Origin of the sequence: Nocardioides sp. cx-173, assembly GCF_021117365.1 — a bacterium.
Classification (GTDB): domain Bacteria; phylum Actinomycetota; class Actinomycetes; order Propionibacteriales; family Nocardioidaceae; genus Nocardioides.
Genome location: NZ_CP088262.1, coordinates 279,079 through 298,769, shown reverse-complemented (window position 1 = coordinate 298,769; position 19,691 = coordinate 279,079). Strand labels below are relative to the sequence as shown.

The 19,691-nt window shown below is 69.7% G+C and carries 20 protein-coding genes and 1 tRNA gene; 11 read left to right on the top strand and 10 right to left on the bottom strand.

What is annotated here, in order from left to right:
• Positions 1-50: 50 nt before the first annotated feature.
• The 6 genes from LQ940_RS01385 to LQ940_RS01360 all read left to right on the top strand — a co-directional run bounded on the left by LQ940_RS01385 (position 51) and on the right by LQ940_RS01360 (position 6,050).
• The gene (locus LQ940_RS01385; protein WP_231240961.1) at positions 51-521 is read left to right on the top strand and encodes a hypothetical protein; all 471 of its coding nucleotides are present in this window, start codon (positions 51-53) and stop codon (positions 519-521) included.
• Positions 518-1,444 carry a hypothetical protein gene (locus tag LQ940_RS01380; RefSeq protein ID WP_231240962.1) on the top strand — a complete coding sequence of 309 codons (927 nt, stop codon included), beginning with the start codon at positions 518-520 and terminating at the stop codon, positions 1,442-1,444. Before LQ940_RS01385 ends, LQ940_RS01380 begins: the two co-directional genes overlap by 4 nt.
• Complete coding sequence (locus tag LQ940_RS01375; protein ID WP_231240963.1) at positions 1,441-2,799, top strand: hypothetical protein; 1,359 nt, start codon at positions 1,441-1,443, stop codon at positions 2,797-2,799. The genes LQ940_RS01380 and LQ940_RS01375 overlap by 4 nt, the downstream gene beginning before the upstream one ends.
• Before the next feature lie 119 nt (positions 2,800-2,918).
• Entirely contained in the window at positions 2,919-4,196 is a 1,278-nt protein-coding gene (locus LQ940_RS01370) for an ABC transporter substrate-binding protein (protein ID WP_231240964.1), read from the top strand.
• A 22-nt stretch (positions 4,197-4,218) separates the two neighbouring features.
• The gene (locus LQ940_RS01365) at positions 4,219-5,202 is read left to right on the top strand and encodes a carbohydrate ABC transporter permease (protein WP_231240965.1); all 984 of its coding nucleotides are present in this window, start codon (positions 4,219-4,221) and stop codon (positions 5,200-5,202) included.
• Complete coding sequence (locus LQ940_RS01360) at positions 5,199-6,050, top strand: carbohydrate ABC transporter permease (protein WP_231240966.1); 852 nt, start codon at positions 5,199-5,201, stop codon at positions 6,048-6,050. The genes LQ940_RS01365 and LQ940_RS01360 overlap by 4 nt, the downstream gene beginning before the upstream one ends.
• 3 nt (positions 6,051-6,053) lie before the next feature.
• Here LQ940_RS01360 and LQ940_RS01355 read toward each other — a convergent pair whose 3' ends face one another.
• Together LQ940_RS01355 and LQ940_RS01350 are read right to left on the bottom strand one after the other, a co-directional pair.
• On the bottom strand, positions 6,054-7,451 hold the full coding sequence (locus tag LQ940_RS01355) for a vWA domain-containing protein (RefSeq protein ID WP_231240967.1): 1,398 nt from the start codon (positions 7,449-7,451) through the stop codon (positions 6,054-6,056).
• On the bottom strand, positions 7,448-8,311 hold the full coding sequence (locus LQ940_RS01350) for an AAA family ATPase (protein ID WP_231240968.1): 864 nt from the start codon (positions 8,309-8,311) through the stop codon (positions 7,448-7,450). The genes LQ940_RS01355 and LQ940_RS01350 overlap by 4 nt, the downstream gene beginning before the upstream one ends.
• A 98-nt stretch (positions 8,312-8,409) precedes the next feature.
• On the opposite strand from LQ940_RS01350, the gene LQ940_RS01345 reads away from it, so the two are divergent.
• From LQ940_RS01345 to LQ940_RS01330, 4 genes are all read left to right on the top strand, one after another.
• Positions 8,410-8,775 (top strand): hypothetical protein, encoded by a 366-nt coding sequence (locus tag LQ940_RS01345; RefSeq protein WP_231240969.1) that lies wholly within the window; start codon positions 8,410-8,412, stop codon positions 8,773-8,775.
• 85 nt (positions 8,776-8,860) lie between these two features.
• Entirely contained in the window at positions 8,861-9,100 is a 240-nt protein-coding gene (locus LQ940_RS01340) for a DUF6458 family protein (RefSeq protein ID WP_269214187.1), read from the top strand.
• A 115-nt stretch (positions 9,101-9,215) separates the two neighbouring features.
• On the top strand, positions 9,216-10,991 hold the full coding sequence (locus tag LQ940_RS01335) for a BCCT family transporter (RefSeq protein WP_231240971.1): 1,776 nt from the start codon (positions 9,216-9,218) through the stop codon (positions 10,989-10,991).
• Positions 10,992-11,274: 283 nt separating this feature from the next.
• Positions 11,275-11,706 carry a hypothetical protein gene (locus tag LQ940_RS01330; protein ID WP_231240972.1) on the top strand — a complete coding sequence of 144 codons (432 nt, stop codon included), beginning with the start codon at positions 11,275-11,277 and terminating at the stop codon, positions 11,704-11,706.
• A 1,435-nt stretch (positions 11,707-13,141) separates the two neighbouring features.
• On the opposite strand, the gene LQ940_RS21855 is transcribed toward LQ940_RS01330, so the two are convergent.
• The 8 genes from LQ940_RS21855 to LQ940_RS01300 form a co-directional block, all read right to left on the bottom strand.
• Positions 13,142-13,639, bottom strand: coding sequence for a sigma-70 family RNA polymerase sigma factor (locus LQ940_RS21855; RefSeq protein WP_442939782.1), 498 nt, complete (start codon positions 13,637-13,639; stop codon positions 13,142-13,144).
• 128 nt (positions 13,640-13,767) lie between these two features.
• Positions 13,768-14,148: a hypothetical protein gene (locus LQ940_RS01325; RefSeq protein WP_231365063.1), complete on the bottom strand. Its 381-nt coding sequence runs from the start codon at positions 14,146-14,148 to the stop codon at positions 13,768-13,770.
• Positions 14,149-14,193: 45 nt separating this feature from the next.
• Positions 14,194-14,553 carry a NucA/NucB deoxyribonuclease domain-containing protein gene (locus tag LQ940_RS21850; RefSeq protein WP_442939795.1) on the bottom strand — a complete coding sequence of 120 codons (360 nt, stop codon included), beginning with the start codon at positions 14,551-14,553 and terminating at the stop codon, positions 14,194-14,196.
• Between the two features lie 211 nt (positions 14,554-14,764).
• Positions 14,765-15,715: a hypothetical protein gene (locus LQ940_RS01320; protein WP_231240974.1), complete on the bottom strand. Its 951-nt coding sequence runs from the start codon at positions 15,713-15,715 to the stop codon at positions 14,765-14,767.
• Between the two features lie 780 nt (positions 15,716-16,495).
• A tRNA-Ser gene (locus LQ940_RS01315) sits at positions 16,496-16,585 on the bottom strand.
• 61 nt (positions 16,586-16,646) lie between these two features.
• On the bottom strand, positions 16,647-17,225 hold the full coding sequence (locus LQ940_RS01310; protein WP_231240975.1) for a TIGR03086 family metal-binding protein: 579 nt from the start codon (positions 17,223-17,225) through the stop codon (positions 16,647-16,649).
• Positions 17,226-17,254: 29 nt separating this feature from the next.
• Positions 17,255-18,292, bottom strand: coding sequence for an aldose epimerase family protein (locus LQ940_RS01305; RefSeq protein ID WP_231240976.1), 1,038 nt, complete (start codon positions 18,290-18,292; stop codon positions 17,255-17,257).
• Positions 18,293-18,302: 10 nt separating this feature from the next.
• Entirely contained in the window at positions 18,303-18,737 is a 435-nt protein-coding gene (locus LQ940_RS01300) for a DUF2000 family protein (RefSeq protein WP_231240977.1), read from the bottom strand.
• 48 nt (positions 18,738-18,785) lie between these two features.
• Between LQ940_RS01300 and LQ940_RS01295 the strand changes: the two genes are divergently transcribed.
• The gene (locus tag LQ940_RS01295; RefSeq protein ID WP_231240978.1) at positions 18,786-19,622 is read left to right on the top strand and encodes an AraC family transcriptional regulator; all 837 of its coding nucleotides are present in this window, start codon (positions 18,786-18,788) and stop codon (positions 19,620-19,622) included.
• Positions 19,623-19,691 lie beyond the last annotated feature (69 nt).

Below are 19,691 nucleotides of genomic sequence, written 5' to 3'. Positions count from 1 at the left end.
CAACGAGGGAAAGCGCCTGACGACACGGGAACCGGGCGGAGGACGTGACCATGTACGGCGACACCGACGTGCTGCGCAGGCGCGCCGACCAGCTGCGCGAGCAGGGGGTCGACGTGCGGATGCTGGCCGAGCAGCTCATCGCGCAGACCGAGGGGCTCGGCTGGACCGGTCGCGCGGCGGAGAGCATGCGGCTGCGCGTGCAGGAGCGCGCCAACCACCTCCGCGCCGTGGCCGCCGCGCACGAGACGGCGGCCGACAGCCTGGACCGCCACACGCAGGAGGTCACGTCGCTGCAGGACGCGATCGCCGAGCGCGAGCGGACCGTGGCCTCCCTCGTGGCCGACGCCCGCACCCGCATCGCCCAGGTGGAGGCGGCCAACGAGGACGCCGACGCCGCCGTACGGCGGGTCCCGGACCCCGACGACACCGCGCTGGTGGCGTTCACGCCACCTCCGCCGGGCCACCTGGACTGGCTGAGTGTCGAGCTGCCGGGCCTTCGCGACGACTTGAGGACCTCATGACCACCATCGACCTGAGCACCCCGCCGCCGGCCCCGACCGGCACCCTCGAGTCGCTGCCCCGCAGGGCGAGTCTGACGCTGAAGGAGCTCCGGCTGGTCGCCGAGGCGGCCGGCGGCGCCCCCCTGCCCTTCGACCTCACCGCCCCACCCGAGGCCCCGCCCCTCGAGGGGCGGCTCGGCCAGACCAGGGGCACCTCGGAGGACCAGGCCTACGTCGCCGCGGTGGCCTCGCTCCATGACGGAGCCGACTCGCTGACCCGCCGCGGCCTCATGGTCGGTGGCACCGTCGACGAGGGCCTGGTCGGCGCCGTGGGACTGCTGGCCACCCCGACCCTCGCGCTGGACCTGGACGTGACCGCAGGCCACGTCCAGGCCAAGGCGTGGCACCGCCAGGATGCCGACGCCGTCGCCACCTTGGCCACCGTTGACGGCATCGTCTTCGAGCTTGCCTGGTTCGCCAACGGACACTGGCCCTCCGAGCTCGCCCGGGTCGCGGTCATCCCCGAGGACCTGGCGCTGCGCGACTCCGTCGTACCCGACGAGGTCGACCTCCCCTACGAGCTGGTGGACGCCGCGGTCGAGGCCGTCGCGGCCGCCCGCCACGACCTGCTGCCGGTCCTGGCCGCACAGCACGCCCAGTCCGCGCGCGACGCCCAGGGGCGCTCGCTCGGCGAGAGCGAGCTGGTCGCGATCCTCACCGCCCTGTCCGGCGAGGCGCAGGGACGCCTGCGCGGCCTGGTCGCCGACGTCTCGTCGGAGACCACCACCGTCGTGGGCGTCGTCTCCTGGGTGCTGCTGGCCGACGGCTGGCGAGCGCTCTGCCCCCACCTGGAGGACGACGTCCTCCGGGTCCTCGTACGGCGCATGGACGCGGCCGACCTGGCCCAGCACCTCGCCCCAGTGCTCGCGGAGGTGAGCCGATGAGCTCCGAGGAGACCAGCCAGGACTCCGTGGTCGGCGCCGCCGCGCGCGAGACGCGCGAGGCGCCCACGACCCAGGCGGAGGCCCGCGACCTGGCCGACAAGTACGACCGCATGATGCGTCTGGCCGACCTCTTCGACTCCGCCGGCGAGGAGATGCGGCAGCGGGCCAAGCTCGGCACCGATCTGGTCAACGACCCGGCATTCACCGAGTCGGCCGGGCTGTCGCCCGCTACGCACGCCCAGGCCGAGGAGGACGTGCGCGGCGCCACGACCGGCACCCACGGCCTGCTGACGCGCTCGATCGAGCTGGACGCCGACGCCCTCGTGCTGCGTGCGACCGTGCTGACCTACCGCTGGATCGACGAGCTGCAGGCCGCGGCGTACCAGACCCTCGGCTCCATCGCCGGACGCGCGATCGGGTACCTCGCCCCCGAGGTGGCGCTCGGCGGGGCCATCGTCTCCGCGGGGCTGATCGAGACCGACGCCCTCGACCGCGACGGCGTGGCGGCCTACCTCAACGAGCTGGCCGAGAAGAACCCCGAGCTCATGGAGCACGTCACCAGCGGCGGCGGCGGCCTCCTCGACGGCCTCCAGATGCGCTCGCTCCTGACCGCCGGCGTGCTGTCGGGCGACGAGGGCCGGCTGGCCGCGCGCGGCGGGCTGCGCGCCATGGGCGTGGCGCCCTTCCCCGCCGACTTCGGCGCAGCCCTGCGCGACACGGCCGGCGGCCTGATGGAGACCGCACCGCCCGTGGAGCCCTTGGTCGCCGACGCCGCCGCACCGCGCACCCTGGCCGACCTCATGTCCGCCCTGGAGAACGCCGCCACCAGCGTGGTCGTCCACAAGGTCACCGAGGGCCGCTACATCGCCTACCTGCCTGGTCCCTCGGTCGGCAACGGCCGGCGCCTGCGCCTGGTCGGCGGGGACGGCACGACGTACGCCGCCCAGGTGCTGCGCAGCATCGAGACGGCCGTCGAGGGCGACCCCGGCGCCCACGTGATGCTGGTCGGCTCGGCGCAGGGCGGGGTGACGGCCGCCGAGGTGGCCGCGCGGGCCCCCTCCGAGACGTTCGTGATCGACCAGGTGATCACCGCCGGCGCCCCGTCGGCGCATGTGCCGCGGATCCCCGAGGGGACGCGGGTGCTCTCGCTCGAGGACCGCTCCGACCCGGTCGCCGTGCTCGGCTCGCTCATGAGCGCCGGCGCGACCAACCGGCTGACGGTGGTCTTCGACAGCGCCGGCCGCGACGGGGAGAGCGTCTACGTCACCGGAGGGCGCGCCGCCGACGGCGCCAGCCACCCCGAGCTGCGCGAGGAGATCTCGCGCATCCAGTCCCTGGGCTACCTGGCCGGGTAACCCCGCCGCACGCCCGAGGGCCGGCACCACCCCTTGTGACGGTTGACACATCGCACGCGGGCGCTGACCCTTGGTCGGGCCGGGCGGACCGCCCGGGCAGGACGGACGGGGAGCTCGCCATGCGACGTAGGACCCTCAGGACGCCGGTCGCGGCCGCCGCGCTCGTGCTCGCCTTCGCCGGCTGCACCGGCCAGTCCGTCGACGACGGCGAGGGCGAGGGCGAGGGCGACGCGAAGTCCCTGGACTACCTCATCGAGGAGCCGGAGGACCCCGAGGCTCTCGACGCCCTGAAGAAGCACCTCGCGGACTTCGAGGAGGAGTCCGGGATCGAGGTCAACGTCGACACGCTGCCCTTCGACACCATGCGCACGGTCCTGCAGACCCAGCTGCGCTCGGGAGACGGCCCCGACGTCTTCAACTGGGGCTCGGGCCCCGGGTTCGGTGGCGCCCTGGCCGAGGCCGGCCTGCTCTACGACATGACCGACGCCTACGAGGACAACAGCTGGGAGGTCTACGACTTCGCCAAGGAGCGGGTCACCGTCGACGACAAGCTCTACGGGCTCCCCGGCGAGATGGAGACGATCGGGGTCTTCTACAACAAGGACCTCTTCGCCGAGCTCGGCCTCGAGGAACCTCAGAGCCTGGCCGACCTCGAGGCCGCGGCGAAGGCGGTGAAGGCCGCCGGCAAGATCCCGCTGTCGGTCGGCGACAAGGAGGGCTGGGAGGGCGGCCACCTGCTGAGCATGGCGCTCTCCAGCGCGGTCGGCTCCGAGGGCGTCAAGGCCCTCATCGACGGGGAGACCTCCTGGGACTCGCCGGAGGTCGTCGAGGCGCTCGAGGTCTGGCGCGATCTCAACGAGTCCGGCTACCTCGGGGAGTCGCCCACCTCCGTCGACTACGACAACTCGCTGGCGCCGTTCTACGCCGGCGAGGCGGCCATGGTCCCCACCGGCAGCTGGCTGGTCGGCGAGATCGACGACAACGCCGAGTTCGAGGCCGGCTACATCCCGTTCCCCGCACCCGACGGTCCGGGCATCTTCACCGGGGGGCTCGGCTCCGGCCCGTTCGTCTCGGCGCAGGCCACCAGCCCCGACGTCGCCCTGGAGCTCGTGGACTTCCTCGCCTCCCCCGAGCACGGCGAGTGGACCGTCGAGAACCTGCACACCATCCCGCCGATGCCGCTGGAGACCAGCGAGCTCGAGGTCTCCCCGCTGTTCGCCCAGGTCCTCGAGGACACCGCGACCCTGTCGACCACCGGCGACTTCGGCTACAACATCGACGTCCTGACCACCGACGCGTTCAACGAGGCGCTCTACGACGGCGTTCAGGCCGTCCTGACCGGCCAGCAGTCGCCCGAGGAGGTCGCCGCCGACCTCCAGGAGGCGGCGCAGAAGTGAGCCGGAGCTCGCGGGAGCCGTCGTGACGACCACGACCGCGGTGCCGACCCCGCCGGCCCGCCCACGAGACCCGGCCCGGCGAGGATCGCGGCCCGCGGCGTCCCACGCGCCGCCGGCGACCCGCAGGGCGCAGGCCAGGCTGGGCATGCTGATGGTGGCGCCGCTGGTGGCCGTGGTGGCCGTCTTCCTCCTGTTCCCCCTCGCCAACGCCGTCTACTACGTCTTCGTCGACTTCAACGGCATCGACGTCACGCCGCCCTGGGTGGGCACGGCCAACTTCACCGAGCTGGCACAGGACTCCGACGTCTGGGGCGCGTTCAAGAACAACGTCATCTGGATCGTCCTGGGCACCGTCGCCCCGCTCGTCATCGGCCTGGGCTACGCGCTGCTGGTCTGGACGGTCAAGCGGGGCAGCGTGCTCTACCGGACCGCGCTCTTCCTGCCCTACGTGCTGCCCCAGGTGGCCGTGGGCGTGGTGTGGAGCTGGATCTACGACCCGACCCGGGGCTGGCTCAACCGCGTGCTCGACGCCGTGGGGCTGGGCTCGCTCACCCGCGGCTGGCTCGGCGACCCGGACACCGCGCTCTACGCCGTGCTCGGCACCGCCGTCTGGGCGACCTCGGGCTTCGTCTTCATCATCGTCCTGTCGGCGTTGCGCAACGTCGACATCGAGCTGGTCGAGGCCTCGATGCTCGACGGGGCCAATCCGGCTCAGCGGCTGCGCTACGTGATCCTCCCGCAGATCATGCCGGTCTTCTTGATGGTCACGACGATCACCCTCATCGGCGGCTTCAGCGTCTTCGACATCGTCTTCGTCATGACCGGCGGCGGTCCCGCCGGCGCCACCGAGACGTTGGGGACCTACGCCTACAGCAGCGCCTTCCAGCTCAACCGCATCAGCTACGGGACGACCCTGGCATTGATCATCACCGTCATGGCGATCCCGTTCGCCGTCGGCCTCAACCGGCTGCAGCGCCGCCTGTCCCTCGAGGGCACGGGCGCATGAGCGAGCACGTCAACCGCACGACGCCGCGGCGGCGCGTGGCGATCGGCCTGCGCCATGTCGCGCTGGTCGCCCTGTGCCTGGTGATGGTCTTCCCCCTGGTGCTGACCGTCTCGACGGCGTTCAAGGACAGCAAGGACGTCACGACCAACCCCTTCGGACTGTTCTCGTCGTTCTCCACGGAGAACCTCGAGACGGCGTGGACGGTCGGACACTTCGGCGACTACCTGCTCAACAGCTTCCTGCTGACCGTGCCGAGCACGGCGCTCGTCGTGGTGCTGTCCACGATGGGGGGCTACGTCTTCGCGAGGCTGCCGTTCCCGGGCCGGACCATGGTGTTCTACCTGGTGATCCTCGGGCTGCTCGTGCCGTTCTTCGCCTACATGATCCCGCTGTACTACCAGCTGCGCAGCATGCAGCTGCTCGACAGCCTGGTTGGCATCAACCTGGTGCTCGCGAGCACCGGGCTGTCGTTCGGCACGTTCTTCATGCGGGCGTTCTTCTCCGACCTGCCCCAGGAGCTGGAGCAGGCCGCACGGATGGACGGCGCCTCGGAGTGGAAGATCTTCACGCGCATCATGCTGCCGCTCGTCAGCTCGGGGATCGGGGCCCTCACGGTGTTCACGTTCCTGCAGAACTGGAACAACTTCCTGGTGCCGCTGCTCTACATGCCCGGTGGGGAGTACCAGCCGCTCACGACCGGCCTCTACCTCTTCCTCGGCGGACGCTCGGTCGACATCGGGCCGCTGGCCGCCGGCGCGCTCATCACGATCCTGCCCGTCGTCGTCCTGTTCGTGGCCCTGCAGCGCCAGGTCACCCAGGGCTTCCTGTCGGGAGCCGTGAAGGGTTGAGCGCTAGACCGCGAGGTCGTGCACGAACTCGCCGAGCTGGGTGAGGTTGCGGCACTCGACCATCGGCACGATGTCGCCGTAGGTCCGGGCGGCCGAGTCGCCGGTGCCCCAGTGGCGCACCGCCTCGGGGTTGAGCCACCAGGCGTGGCGCGCCGAGCGCGCGAGCCGCACCAGCACGTCGGCGTTGAGGTCGCTGTAGTTGGAGCGCGCGTCGCCCAGGATCAGCAGCGAGGACTTGGGCCCGAGCGCGTCGGGATGCGCCTCCTCGAACTTCGCCAGCGCCCGCCCGTAGTTGGTCCGCCCCCAGAGCGCGGCGTGGGAGGTGCTCGCGGCGAGGTCGGCCATGACGTCCACGACGTCCGCGCCGGGCCGGAAGTGGTGGGTCACCTCGTGCACGTGGTCGATGAACGTGAAGGCCCGGACCTTCTGGAACTGGTCCTGCAGCGCGAAGACCAGCAGCAGCGTGAACTGGGCGAAGTTGGCCACCGAGCCGCTGACGTCGCAGAGCACGACCAGCTCGGTGCGGTGCGGCCGCTTGGGCCGGTGATGGGTGGTGAGGGGGACGCCGCCGGTGGACATCGAGGCCCGGACGGTACGTCGGAAGTCGAGCGGCCCGCGCCGGCGGGCGTGGTGCTCCTGGGTCAACCGGGTGGCCAGCCGGCGGGCCAGTGGGTAGATCTCGCGGCGCATCTCCTCGAGGTCCGACTTGCGCGCGGCGGTGAAGTCGACACGGTCGATGCTCGGCCTGGTCGCCACCTTGGCGACGTGGTCGGGGCCCTTCTCCTCGGCGATCCGGCGGCGGGCGTCGTCCTCCACCTGGCGGGTGAACGCCCCGACCCGGCGCCCGGACACCCGCTGGGCCTCCTCCTCGCTACGGCCCTGGGCCAGCAGCGCCGACACGATCTGGTCGACGAGCTGCTGCGGCGAGACCCGCTGCAGCGCGGTGTAGGCCGACCACGAGGACAGCCCCGGTCCGCGACCGGGCATCGCCCCGAAGCGGCCGACCATGTCGGCCGCGAGCCTGGCCAGCCGCTGCTCGTCGCCCTCGGTCAGCGCCTCCAGCAGCTCCTGCCGGAAACTCGCCAGCGCCTGCCCGTTGTCGCGCGCGCCGGACTCGTCAGGGCCCTGCTCCTCGCCGTACGGCGCCGCGCCCGCGCCGACCAGACGCGGGAAGTAGATGTCGAAGAGCGCCTCGAACGTCGGGCGCTGCGTGCGCCGCTTGACCAGGGTGGCGGCGTACGCGTCGCGGATGACGAGGCGCTCGGACCAGTCGAGGGCGGTGAGGGCCGCGACGGCGTCCAGGTCCTCGGCCAGGGACACCGGCAGCCCGGCCCCCCGCAGCGCCTCGAGGAAGGCGATGTGGCGGTCGACGAGACCCGAGCGGGGAGCGGCGGGAGTCATCTGTTCAGCCGGAGCTCGCGGACCGCGCGGTCGTGGTCGGAGGCGTGCTTGAGCACCACGCCGAGGGTGTCGTTGACGGCCTTGTCGTCGAGGTCGCGGATCTCCAGCGCGATCAGCGTGCGGGCCCAGTCCACGGACTCCGCGATGGACGGCGCCTTCTTCAGCTCCAGCTCGCGCAGGCGACCGATCGTGGCGACGAGCTGCTCGGCCACCCGGTCGTCGAGCTCCGGCACGTGCGAGGCGACGATCTCGCGCTCGCGCTCGGCGTCGGGGTAGTCGAGGTGCAGGTAGAGGCAGCGACGCTTGACGGCCTCGGACAGCTCTCGGGTCGCGTTGGAGGTCAGGAAGACGAGCGGCCGGCGTACGGCGGACACCGTGCCGAGCTCGGGGATGGTGACCTGGAAGTCCGAGAGCACCTCGAGCAGCAGCCCCTCGACCTCCACGTCGGTCTTGTCGACCTCGTCGATGAGCAGGACGGTGGGCTCCTCGCGGCGGATCGCCGTCAGGAGCGGCCGGGTCAGCAGGAACTCCTCGGTGAAGATGTCGTCGTGGGTCGCCGACCACTCCTGCTCGCCGTGCGAGGACTGGATGCGCAGCAGCTGCTTCTTGTAGTTCCACTCGTAGAGCGCACGCGCCTCGTCGAGGCCCTCGTAGCACTGCAGCCGCACCAGCTCGGAGCCCGTCGCACGCGCGACGGCCTTGGCCAGCTCGGTCTTGCCCACCCCGGCCGGCCCCTCGACCAGCATCGGCTTCTCGAGCGCCCCGGCGAGAAAGGTCGTCGTGGCAGTGGCCGCGTCGGCGAGGTAGCCGGCGGCGGTCAGACGCTCGGCGGCGTCGGCGGGCGAGGCGAACCAGGTCATGCCCCCATCCTGGCGCACCGCCCCCCTCCGCGGCGCGGCGTGACCCGCCCCACCGTGCCTCGTTGGGCAGACGAGGAGCTCGGCAGGAGGAGAACGACATGCGGCGCAGACCTCCCTCGAGTGCAGCCCTCGCGCTGTCCGTGGCCAAGTCGCTGGTGCTCGTGGCGGTGGTCGTGCTGGCCTTCGGCCTGGTCGGGAGCCCGAGCCCCCCTCCGTCCCGGCCCCAGCCGCCGCTCTCGACGGTGGACCTGCCGGACCCGCCGACGAGGCTGGCGCGGGCCCTCGAGCGCCACGACTGCGCGGAGGCCGGATTCGGCGCCGAGGTCCAGCCGAGATCGGCGCTGATCCGCCGGCACGGCCGGCTCCACCACGTCTCGTTCGAGGAGGGCTGGGCGGTCTTCACCGAGCGCCGCCCAGGCGTCCTGGTGGCGCTCTGCCTGGACGAGGACCGCCCTGGCGGCTGACCGTCGGATGTTTCGGGCGACCGCTGGCCGGGTAAGCGGCCGGGGTTGGCGCCCACCGCAGGGGCCACGGAAGAAGGAGCTCGCTATGGGATACGGACTCGGAGCTTTTCTCCTCGTCGTGGGACTCGTTCTGGCGCTCGCCGTCCAGGACAGCATCAACGAGGTCGACCTGCAGATGGTCGGCTGGATCTGCGCACTGGTCGGACTCGGCGTGATCATCCTGTCCGCCGTGACCATGAACGCCGGCCGTCGCGCCCGCAGCACTGCGACCACCGTCCACCCCGACGGCAGCCAGACGGTCAGCGAGCGCCGTACCGAGATCTGAGTCGGGTCGAGCTGACCGTCCACTCGGCGGTTGCTCCGCCACCGTGGGTGTGGTGGGCTCGTAGGACTGCCATCGCACTCGGGAAGGCCGCGCCGAGGCAGCGGCGCGCGGCACCATGAGCACAGAGACGAACCGCCACAGCCACCCGCACCGCCGGCCCCGGCGTTCGCGTCGGGGCAGCACGGTGCTTCCCGGCAGCCCCCATCTGCCGGATCACCCGGCCCTGGAGCCGCCCAGCACGGCCGCGAAGGACCCCGCCCACCCCCAGCTCGACCGGGTGGTCTTCGCCGTGACCGCGGTGATCGCGATCGCGTTCGTGATCTGGGGGCTGGTCAACACCGAGAGCCTCGCCACGGCCTCCGACAAGTCCCTGACCTGGACGGTGACCAACCTCGGGTGGCTGTTCACCATCCTGGCCTCTGGCTTCGTCGTGTTCGTGCTGTGGCTCGCGGCCAGTAAGTACGGCGACATCCCGCTCGGCGGTGACGACGAGGAGCCAGAGTTCCGGACGGTCTCCTGGGTGGCGATGATGTTCAGCGCCGGCATGGGCATCGGGCTGATGTTCTACGGCGTCAGCGAGCCGCTGTCGCACCTGGTCACGCCGCCGCCCGGGACGGGCGAGCTCGGCAACGACCAGGCGGTGCAGACCGCGATGGCCACGACGCTCTTCCACTGGAGCTTCCACCCGTGGGCCATGTACGCCGTCGTCGGGCTCGCCATCGCGTACGGCGTGTTCCGCAAGGGCCGCCGGCAGCTCATCAGCGCGGCGTTCGCCCCGCTGATCGGCGAGCGCCGCGCGGCCGGCCCCGCCGGGCGGGTGATCGACATCCTCGCGATCTTCGCGACGCTGTTCGGCTCCGCTGCCTCGCTCGGGCTCGGTGCGCTGCAGATCGGCAGCGGCCTGGAGATCGTGGCGGGCATCGGCACGGTCGGCAACGGCGTGCTGGTCGGCATCATCGTCGTCCTGACCATCTGCTTCATCGTCTCCGCGGTGTCCGGGGTCGCCAAGGGCATCCAGTGGCTGTCCAACACCAACATGGTCCTGGCCGTCGCGCTCGCGCTCTTCGTGTTCCTCGTCGGCCCGACGGTGTTCATCCTCGACCTGATCCCGACGACCTTCGGCAGCTACGTCTCCGACCTCGGCACCATGGCGGCCCGCACGGGCGCCTCCGGCGGCGACGGGATGTCGGAGTGGCTCTCGGCGTGGACGATCTTCTACTGGGCCTGGTGGATGTCCTGGACGCCGTTCGTCGGCATGTTCATCGCCCGCATCTCCCGTGGGCGCACGATCCGGCAGTTCGTGACCGGGGTGCTGCTGGTCCCCAGCCTGGTGAGCCTGGTCTGGTTCGCGGTGTTCGGCGGCGCGGCGATCCACGCGCAGGAGGCCGGCATCGACCTAGCCGGCGAGGCGACGCCGGAGGGCCAGCTGTTCGCCCTGCTCGAGACGATGCCCTGGGCCACCGTCACCAGCGTCCTGGTCATGGTGCTGGTCGCCATCTTCTTCGTCTCCGGCGCGGACGCGGCCTCGATCGTGATGGGCACGCTCTCCCAGAACGGCACCATCGAGCCCAGCCGCCTCAACGTCGTCTTCTGGGGCGTGGCCACCGGCGGCGTCGCCGCCGTCATGCTGCTCATCGACGAGGACGCGCTGACGGGCCTGCAGAACCTCACCATCGTCGCCGCCGTCCCCTTCGCTCTCGTGATGGTCGGCATCTGCTGGGCCCTCCTGCGCGACCTGCGCCGCGACCCGATGATGGTGCGCCGCGCGTACGGCGCCCAGGTCGTCGACGACGCGGTGGTCAGCGGGGTGATCATGCACGGCGACGACTTCGCGCTCACGGTCGAGCCGACCGAGCCCGACCAGCCGGAGCCGGACGACGAGCGCCGCTGAGCACTGGGCGACGCGGCGCTCAGGAGAGCGTGCGGCCGGTCCGGACCAGCTGTGGGTGGCGGATCTGACCGATGTCCGTACGCACGCCGATTGGACCTACGTCGCGTTCGTCACCGGAACGGCGACAGGAACACCATGTGCTGCTCCATGGCCACGTCGTCCACCTGCAGTCTGGGCCGTTCAGCCGCGTACTCAGCCGACCTCGCAAACACCTGGACCAGCTATCGCCGTTTTATGTCAATCATCGGGCTGTCGTTCGGGTCGAACTCCTTTGCCGCACGGCATGGTCACCGCTACTGTCGAATTCGTGGTGAGGAGCGGCTCGGGTCGCGATGCGAATGACGGTGAAGTGGGGGCCGCCTACCCGCCTCGTTCTGGGATTAGCACGGCATGGCTCAGCATCAACGCGACATCAGCCCAACTAAAGGCGTTCGACAAGGCCTGGCATCTGCTGAGGGTCGAGCCGGAGTGGGACAGATGGGTCACCGAGAACCTGGCGTCGGGGCCCTTCCTCTATCTCGCTGTCCGAGATGACCTGGAGAAGCAACGACTGCTGAAGACCAAGAATGGCGTCTCTTTGCACCTGCCACACGCCGAGGTGGTCGACGCTGAGGACGAGGGAACCTTGGTGATCTTCTTCCAAGGTGTCATCCGCAAGATCTACGAGAAGTGGTCTCGCGTAGACCAGCGCCCCGATCCGCCTGCTTTGCCGTAGGCCGATCGGGGCGCTGCGCACTCGGCGAGGAGAAGGACCCGGTGACGTCCGGGACGCCCGACTCGTCGACCCCGTGGCGGTAGGCCCGCTCGATCTGGCGCAGGAAGGCCTGGAACTCCTGGTGGCCGTGCCGTGGCTGCAACGCGGCGGTGACCTGGCCGGCGGCGATGTCGAGTGCGGCGAACAGGATGCTCGTGCCGTGGTGGTTAGTCGTGGGACCTGCGCTCGATACGTCTTCTTGCATGGGCAGGATCGGGCACGGTGCGTGTCTGGTTGCGGCAATCTGGCACGTATCTGGCACGCTGCCCAAGCAAAACAACCTCTGGCCCAAGGTTTCCCCAGGTCAGAGGCTGTTTTGTACTGGCGGCCCAACTGACACAACGTTGGACCCGTTCGATCTGGGGTCCAGCGGCTCGAGTGCTCGCGCATCCCCCAGACAGGGCAGTGGATCTGCCGGTGGGACGACGCCTGCAGCAGCTGCAGCGTCGGCTGGCTACTGCCGAGATGGATCAGGTGATCGCTGACTACCAGGCGGGGATGTCATCGAACGACGCGGTGAGAAGTACGGCATTGATGGAGAGACCGTGCTCAACAACTTGAAAGCTCGTGGGATCAAAGCTCGGCCCACCAACCAGGCGAGGGTGACTGGAGAGGCTCTGAATGCGCAGTTGTCCTACGACGTGACGGTTGGACCTACACAGCCATCGGCACGGAACTCGGGGTGAGCCGGGTGGTCTTGTCCAATGCGCTCAAGCGGGCGGATGATCTTGAGAGCGTCGTCGATGCGACGCTTAGCGCCGTCATACGGCGCGGGTGCGCATATCCCGATACATGGCACCAGAACTCCGACCTCCGCCACGGATGCAGGCAGGATCAGCAGACCTGCTTGATAATCGTGCCGGGCGAGGCGCTGGGGACATCCACTGGCGGGCAGTCCCCACCTTTCGGAGCTCCTGACATTGCGCCGCAGCCCAGCCCCTTAGTGACCGCCCACGCCTGGCCAACCCTGACCACCGTGTAGGTGCCAGGGCGACCTCGCCGATCGCTGACGTCGACCTCTCGCGTCTTGGCATTCGTGCTGCGCACAGCAAGCACATCGACACTGCTCGCAGTCAGGTCGATGACGGCCCCAGTTGGCGACTCGGCACGTTGGGTCTGATCGTCGATCACCTGCTCCCATATAGCGGGATCGATACAGTCGTTCTCGCCAGCCTCAGAGGCAATGGCGGTTGGGTCCGAGCCCGGTCGGGCGACTGCCACAACTCCACCGGCTACCGCCCCGAGCGAGACAGCAAGAACCGCGCCAACAGCAAGCCCTCGCCGGCGCGCTCGGTGCCGCCGCATCAGCTCTTGCCTACCAGGGGCGCGTCGCCAGTTCGGCTCAGACCGAGCCAGATCACGCAGACCGTTTCGCAGCTCCCGATCCGAGGAGTCGTTAGTCGACATCGTCCTTCCTTTCGGATGTGACAGCACGCAGGGTCTTCATGCCCCGGGCGACGTGCGTCTTGGCGGTGTTCGGACTGCAGCCCATGAATTCGGCCGCCTCGCTGAGGGTGAACTCCCAAACGTGAACCAAAGCGACTGCGGTTCGCTGACGCGCGGGAAGCGCGTGGAGTGCGGCCGCGAGCCAAGTCTGAGGGTCTGGTGGCTCCGCCGTCTGAGGCTGTCGCGTCGAGTCGTCCGTCTTGAACCTGACGTAGGCGCGGGTCTCGCGTCCGAGTCGACGAAGGCGGTTGAGGTTGAGCCTCACCAGGATCGTCCTCGCGTATGCGTCAGGGTTACGCGCGCAGTCGACGCGGTCCCATGCCACCGCCAGACGCATCAGGGCGTCTTGAACCAGGTCCCATGCCTCATGATGGTCGCCGGTGAGCGAAGCGGCGAAAGCATGGAGCGCTTGGATTCGCGCTTGGACAAACTCATCGAAGTCGTCCACCTCATCCCGCGCGGGTACGAGCTCAGACCGCTGGCTCACTGACGTCCTCACACACGTAATACACCGCTCGTCTCCTGATCGGGTGACACATGCCCGATCCTGTACAGCAACGGACGCCCCCAACCTTGTCACCGGAACGGCGACAAGAAGACCAGGTGTTGCTCCATGGCCACGTCGTCCACCTGCAGCTTGGGCCGCTGAGCGACGTACTCGACCGACCTCGCAAAAACCTGAACGAGGTACGGCCCAGGCTTGATGTCAACGATCGGGCTATCGTTCGGGTCGAACTCCATGTCGGTTACCCGGACCGGGCCGCTAAATTCCACCACCTTTTCCACCTTGGTGGGCCATCCGTCGCCCAGCCGAACCCGAACCGAATCCACTGCAAGATGGACGCGAACCGGTTCCCAGTTCGCCAGGGTAGAGACAATGGCGAGGTCCTTCGCGGCCGCAATTGAAATAGCCCCGTCTCCTATCAACGGGAGTGGTCCGTCGAAGAATTCATTCATGACGTAGTAAGCGCCATCAAGTGCATTAATAATCATTCGAACAACTTATGGATAGATCTTAACATAAAACTGGTCGTCCGATCGAGATCGCATTATTCTCTCACGCCTATAGAATGCGCCAAGCTTCCGGCCAGCCCTCACATTGTCTTGCAGGTCCACTGAGGCAGCGTTGCAACTTGACTCGCTCGCCCAGGTGAAACAACCCTGGAGCGTGCTTGCGAACGGGAATTCATCGCATGATTTACCCTGACGATCGAAACCTCTGCACGCCGCCTTTCTGTTCAGATCTCGATACTCAGGCGTCGTCCGAGTGAGCCAGTAGGGTTCTGCGACCCCCCACGGCGCCACAGTCTCCTGAACGCGCTTGATGAATTCTGCCGACTCGTCGACGTTCTCATTCGACATACTGAGCCCAAAGGTTGGCTCCGCCGCTGGCACCACACAACCAGGTGATTGATTGAAGTAAGTCATGGAATCGCAACGAATCTGATAACTGCTATCAAGACGGGCGGTGGTCACCTGGCGGATACAGGTCGGGCACGCGTCGTTATTGACAAGCGCAGCGTCAGTTCGGTAGTACTCGAAGTCGCCTACACCGCTCAAACTGGCGGCGAAATCAGCCTTCAAGATGGCGCCGTAGGGCTGGGCTGCACCCACGGTGGTGGGCGACGCCTGCGTACGAGATGTCGGCGTTGGTGGGGATCGACGAAGTGTTGAAGTCCAGCAGACCCCGGAACGTTGCCGGCGCGGTGCTCCGTCCGACCTTGATAAAGGTCGAGGCGTCGCCGCAGTTGCTGCCGGTCGGGGTGCTGTCGCGGATCCAGCAGTCCTTCGAGGGGGGCTCCTGAGCCAGCGAAGGGTCCACTGTGACGGGGTAGACCCGGGCGGGGTCGAGCAGCCAGTCCATGTCCGGGGTGACCGTCACCTCCCATCCGCTTCCAGTCGGGGCGAGGTCGTAGTCCACGTCGTAGCTGAACGCGGGGTCCGGGGCTGCGGAGTCGAACATGTACGCCACCGGCATCAGGACCTTGACGTCACCTGCGGCGTCGCGGAACTCGATCGAGCCCTCCTCCGCCATGACCGGTGTGATGCCGGCGCTGGCGTCGAGGCTGTAGGTGTACTCGAGGGCCGGGTCGGAAGTTGAGGGCGCACTTTCCAGAAGGATGTCCTCCTTGAGACCGCTGTTGGTCACGGCGTAGGTCACTTCGTCGGCGCCGTCAACATCGTCGAAGGTGGCCTCGGCTCCATCCACGGCAGGTGATGCGTCATCGAGGCCGTGCATGCGCATGGTGACCCACGCGCCCTCGGCCTCGAACCTCACCGGCGTGACCGAAGGATCACTGGGGATCTTGGTCTCGAAGCTGTTGGCGGCATTCATCACCTCATAGGCAGCACCAGGCGCCGATACCAGCTCGTTCTCGATGGGAACCCACGAGTCGTCCTCGTCCTGGTAGTTCACGCGCTCAGTGAACGACTGCAGCGTCAGGGAGCCATCAGCCTCGCGATACGTGTTGGTGGTAGCAGTGGCGAGGTCGGGAACGAGACCGACCTCGTCCTCGACAGGCACCGACTCTGAACTGCTCGGTAGGTGCGCTCCCGACGCGCGGGCGACTCCCGGCTGAGCGGAGACAGGCTGTGCCAGCGGCGAGGAGGCGAACAATGCCGCGCTGAGGCTCGCCCCCAAACCAACCTGGAAGCGACGCGATCGTTGTGTCGAAGTAGCCACAACTGAGCTCCTTGAGAGACCGGCGGCCCGTCTGGAGAGCCTCTCGGCATATCACGGCGGACTCTCTCAGGCAGACGGCTGCTACGGGCTGCTAAGGCATGATTTAGTCCCCACAGAACCTCAAATGACCCAAAAGGACTATGCAAGATTGACCGTTGGGACACGGATCCTGCGCGGCGGGTCACATACCCGGTAGGGGCCGTCGGGATGGGACAGCAGAGCGGCAACAGATGGCGGCTGCCAACGTCCTGCTGCTCGATCGGGCCCAGCCAACCGGATACTGGCTGGGTGACCTCTCGGGACTGGCTGACCACCACAGAAGCGGGCACCGTCCTGAACCGCACCCCGAAGTACGTCGGTCAATCGCCCGCACTGGTCAGCTAGCCTCTCGGAAGGAAGGCCAGCCCCTTCCTGTTGATGGCGACGCCGTTCGTGAACGCGCCGCTAGGGCTCCTCAATGGGTGTCCTACAACCGCGCCGCGAAGCTCGTCGGCTGCTCGCCGAACGCAATTGTGCGCGCGCCAATGACACCCGTGGTGGCCGTCCTCGCCTCTGGCGCGGGCAGTAACGCAAGAACCCCCGGCGAGCGTTCGCTCACTGAGGGTTCTCACGTGTCTCACTTGGCGGTGGCGGAGGGATTTGAACCCTCGGTCGGCTTGCACCGACAAACGCTTTCGAGGCGTTCTCCTTAGGCCGCTCGGACACGCCACCGCCGGGAAGGCTACCGGAGCGTGTGGGGGTCGGTGAAATCTGGGGCGGCCGCCCCCGGAGGTCACCGGGCGCGCGGGTCGCGGCCGGTGAGGGCGAGGAGCCGCTCCAGGTCGGTGGCGTCGGACGGAGGCGGGACCGGAGGCCCGAAGGGGCCGTCGCCGGCCTCGGGCGGCACGTCGAAGCCGGAGACGAACTCCAGGCAGGCCGCCACCGAGGCCGGGTGGGCGTCGAAGCGCTGGCCCGTCGCGCGCGCCAGGTCCCAGCCGTGGACGACGACCTCGTCGAGCGCGATCCGGGCGGCGACGGCGCCGGGCAGGGCCACGCCGGCCGCCGCGGTCATCCCGTCGTACGCCGCGGGACTGCGCCAGGCCTCGGCCAGGACGTCCAGGTCACGCACGATGCGGTGGCGCCAGCCCTCCTCCAGCCGGGACGCGTCCCCCTCGCCGCCTCCGTCCGCGCCGGGCACGGGTCGGCGGTGAGCCGCACCGGTGAAGGCGAGAGCCACGCCGCCGACGTGCTCGACGAGGTCGCCGACGGTGTACGCCGTGCACGGGGTGGGCAGGGCGAGCTGGTCGTCGCCGATGCCGAGCACCAGGCGTCGCATGGTCGCCGTGGCGGGGCCGAGGTCGAGGATGTCCATACCGGGCTGACTACCGCGACGTCGTCGACTCATCGGCCGATCGCGGAGAGCTCCCACTCGAGGCGGTGGCGGTAGGTCTCGCCGGGGCGCAGGACGGCGGAGGGCCAATCGGGCCGGTTCGGGGAGTCGGGGTGCAGCTGCGGCTCCAGGGCGATCCCGTCGCCCTGGCGGTAGAGCCCTCCCTCGGCGGTACGTCGGCTGCCGTCCAGGAAGTTCCCGGTGTAGACCTGCAGCCCCGGCTGATCGCTGCGCAGCGTCAGTCGGGTGCCCGACGCGGGCGACTCGAGCACGGCCGCGGTGCGCCAGCCCTTGCCGTCAACGACGTAGTTGTGGTCGATGCCGCGGGCCAGGACGATCTGCTCCTCGTCGCGCCGCACCCTCGGTCCGATCGCCGCTGGTCGCCGGAAGTCGAAGGCCGTGCCGGCCACCGGCGCGTGGTCGCCGAGCGGGATGCCGGTGGCGTCGACCGGGGTGTAGCGCTCGGCGGGCACCGTGAGGCGGTGCTCGTCGATGGTGCCCGCTCCTTCGCCGTCGAGGTTGAAGTAGGCATGGGAGGTGAGGTTCACGAGCGTCGGGGCATCGGTCGTCGCCGCCAGCTCCACGCCGACGGCGTGGCCGGTCACCGTGAAGGTGACCTGGGCCCGGACGGTGCCGGGGAAGCCCTGGTCGCCGTCGGGGCTCACCAGGCTCAGCACGGCGTGGTCCGCGCCGGCGTCGACGACCTCCCACACGCGCCGGTCGAAGCCGTCGGGGCCGCCGTGCAGGTGGTTGCCGCGGTCGTGTGCGCCGAGCGTGAGCTCGTCCTCGTCGAGCGTGGTGCGCCCGCCGGCGATCCGGTTGGCGTAGCGGCCGATCGTGCCGCCGATGTAGTCGCTGGAGCCGAGGTAGTCGGCGGGATCACGGTGGCCGAGGGCGATGTTGCGCCGCGGGCCCCCTGCCTCCACCTCCAGCCGGTGCACCGTGGCTCCGAGCGTCAGCACGTGCAGCACCGCACCGGGGGCGGAGCCGAGGACCAGGCGGTGCACCGTCTCGCCGGAGGGCGTCGTGCCCCACTCGCTGATCCGCATGACGCCGACGTTAGTCGGCGGGATGGAGGCGTGCTCCCTTCGTGACCTTGTCGACCGCGCTCTTGGGACCGTGCAGGGCCAGGCCGACGAGGTCGAGGCCGGCGCCGGCGACCGCGGCGACGGTGGCGCGGTTGGCCGCGTCGTGCCCGGTGCGGAACATGTCGCTCGTGTAGACCGCCAGCGGCAGCCCGCGCCGCAGCGCCCGCTCCCGGGCCGCGCGCAGGATGTCTCCGCCGGCCTGGAAGACCAGGACGGGCATCCCCAGCAGCGGCAGGTACGCCGTGCCGTCGGCGTCGGCGTACGGGTCGCCGACCAGGTGCGGGGACGCGGCCGTGATGCCGCTGGCGAGGAATGCGGTGACGTTGAGGCGCTGCCAGGCGACGAGGTCGTCGCGGACCAGGAGGGCGATCTTGGTGTCGAACGGCGGGGTGAGGGCCTCGTGCATGCCTCGATCGTGACCCGGCGGGGCGCGGCGGTCTTGTACGTTCGGCACATGGAGCGCGGGCCCTCGATCCGAGCCTGGCGGCCGCCGGTGCCGGGGGTCGCCGAGGTCCTGCATGCGCACTTCCCGCGCCACGCGTACCCGTCGCACACCCACGACACGTGGACGCTGCTCCTGGTCGACACCGGCACGGTCGTCTACGACCTGGGCGGCCACGAGCACGCCACCCGCCGGGCGTCGGTGACGCTGCTTCCGCCGCACGTGCCGCACGACGGGCGCGGGGCGACCGAGGAGGGCTTCCGCAAGCGGGTGGTCTACCTGGAGGCCGACGTCCTGGACCCCGGGCGCTCCGGGCGCGCCGTCGACGAGCCCACGAGCGGCGACCCGGCCCTGCTGCGGCGGGTGCGGGCCCTGCACGACGCGCTGGGCCGACCCGGCGACGAGCTCGAGGCGGCCTCCGACCTGGCACTGGTGGTCGAGCGGCTGGGAGCCCATCTGCGAGGAGCCCCGGTCGCGGACGCGGGGCGGGACGCGGTGCGGGACGCGGTGCGGGATCCTGGGCTCGCGGCGCGGCTGCGCGAGCTCCTGGACGCCCACCTGGTCGACGGCATCAGCCTGGCCGAGGCCGCGGCCGAGCTGGACGCCCCGCCCGTACGCCTGGTCCGCACCTTCCGTCGCGAGCTCGGCATCTCACCGCACCGCTACCTCACCGGCCGCCGGGTCGACGCGGCCCGGCGCCTGCTGCTCGACGGCGTCCCCGCCGCCCGCGTCGCCGCAGACGTCGGCTTCCACGACCAGTCCCACCTGACCCGCCACTTCAAGCGCGTCCTCGGCGTCCCCCCGGGCCGGTTCGCCGCCCGCTCATCCGGATCGACCCATGCGAGGTAGTCCCTGACGATCGTGTCGGTGGGAACGGCGTTTCAACAACACAAGCGTCCGGGACTACCCCGGCGGCGG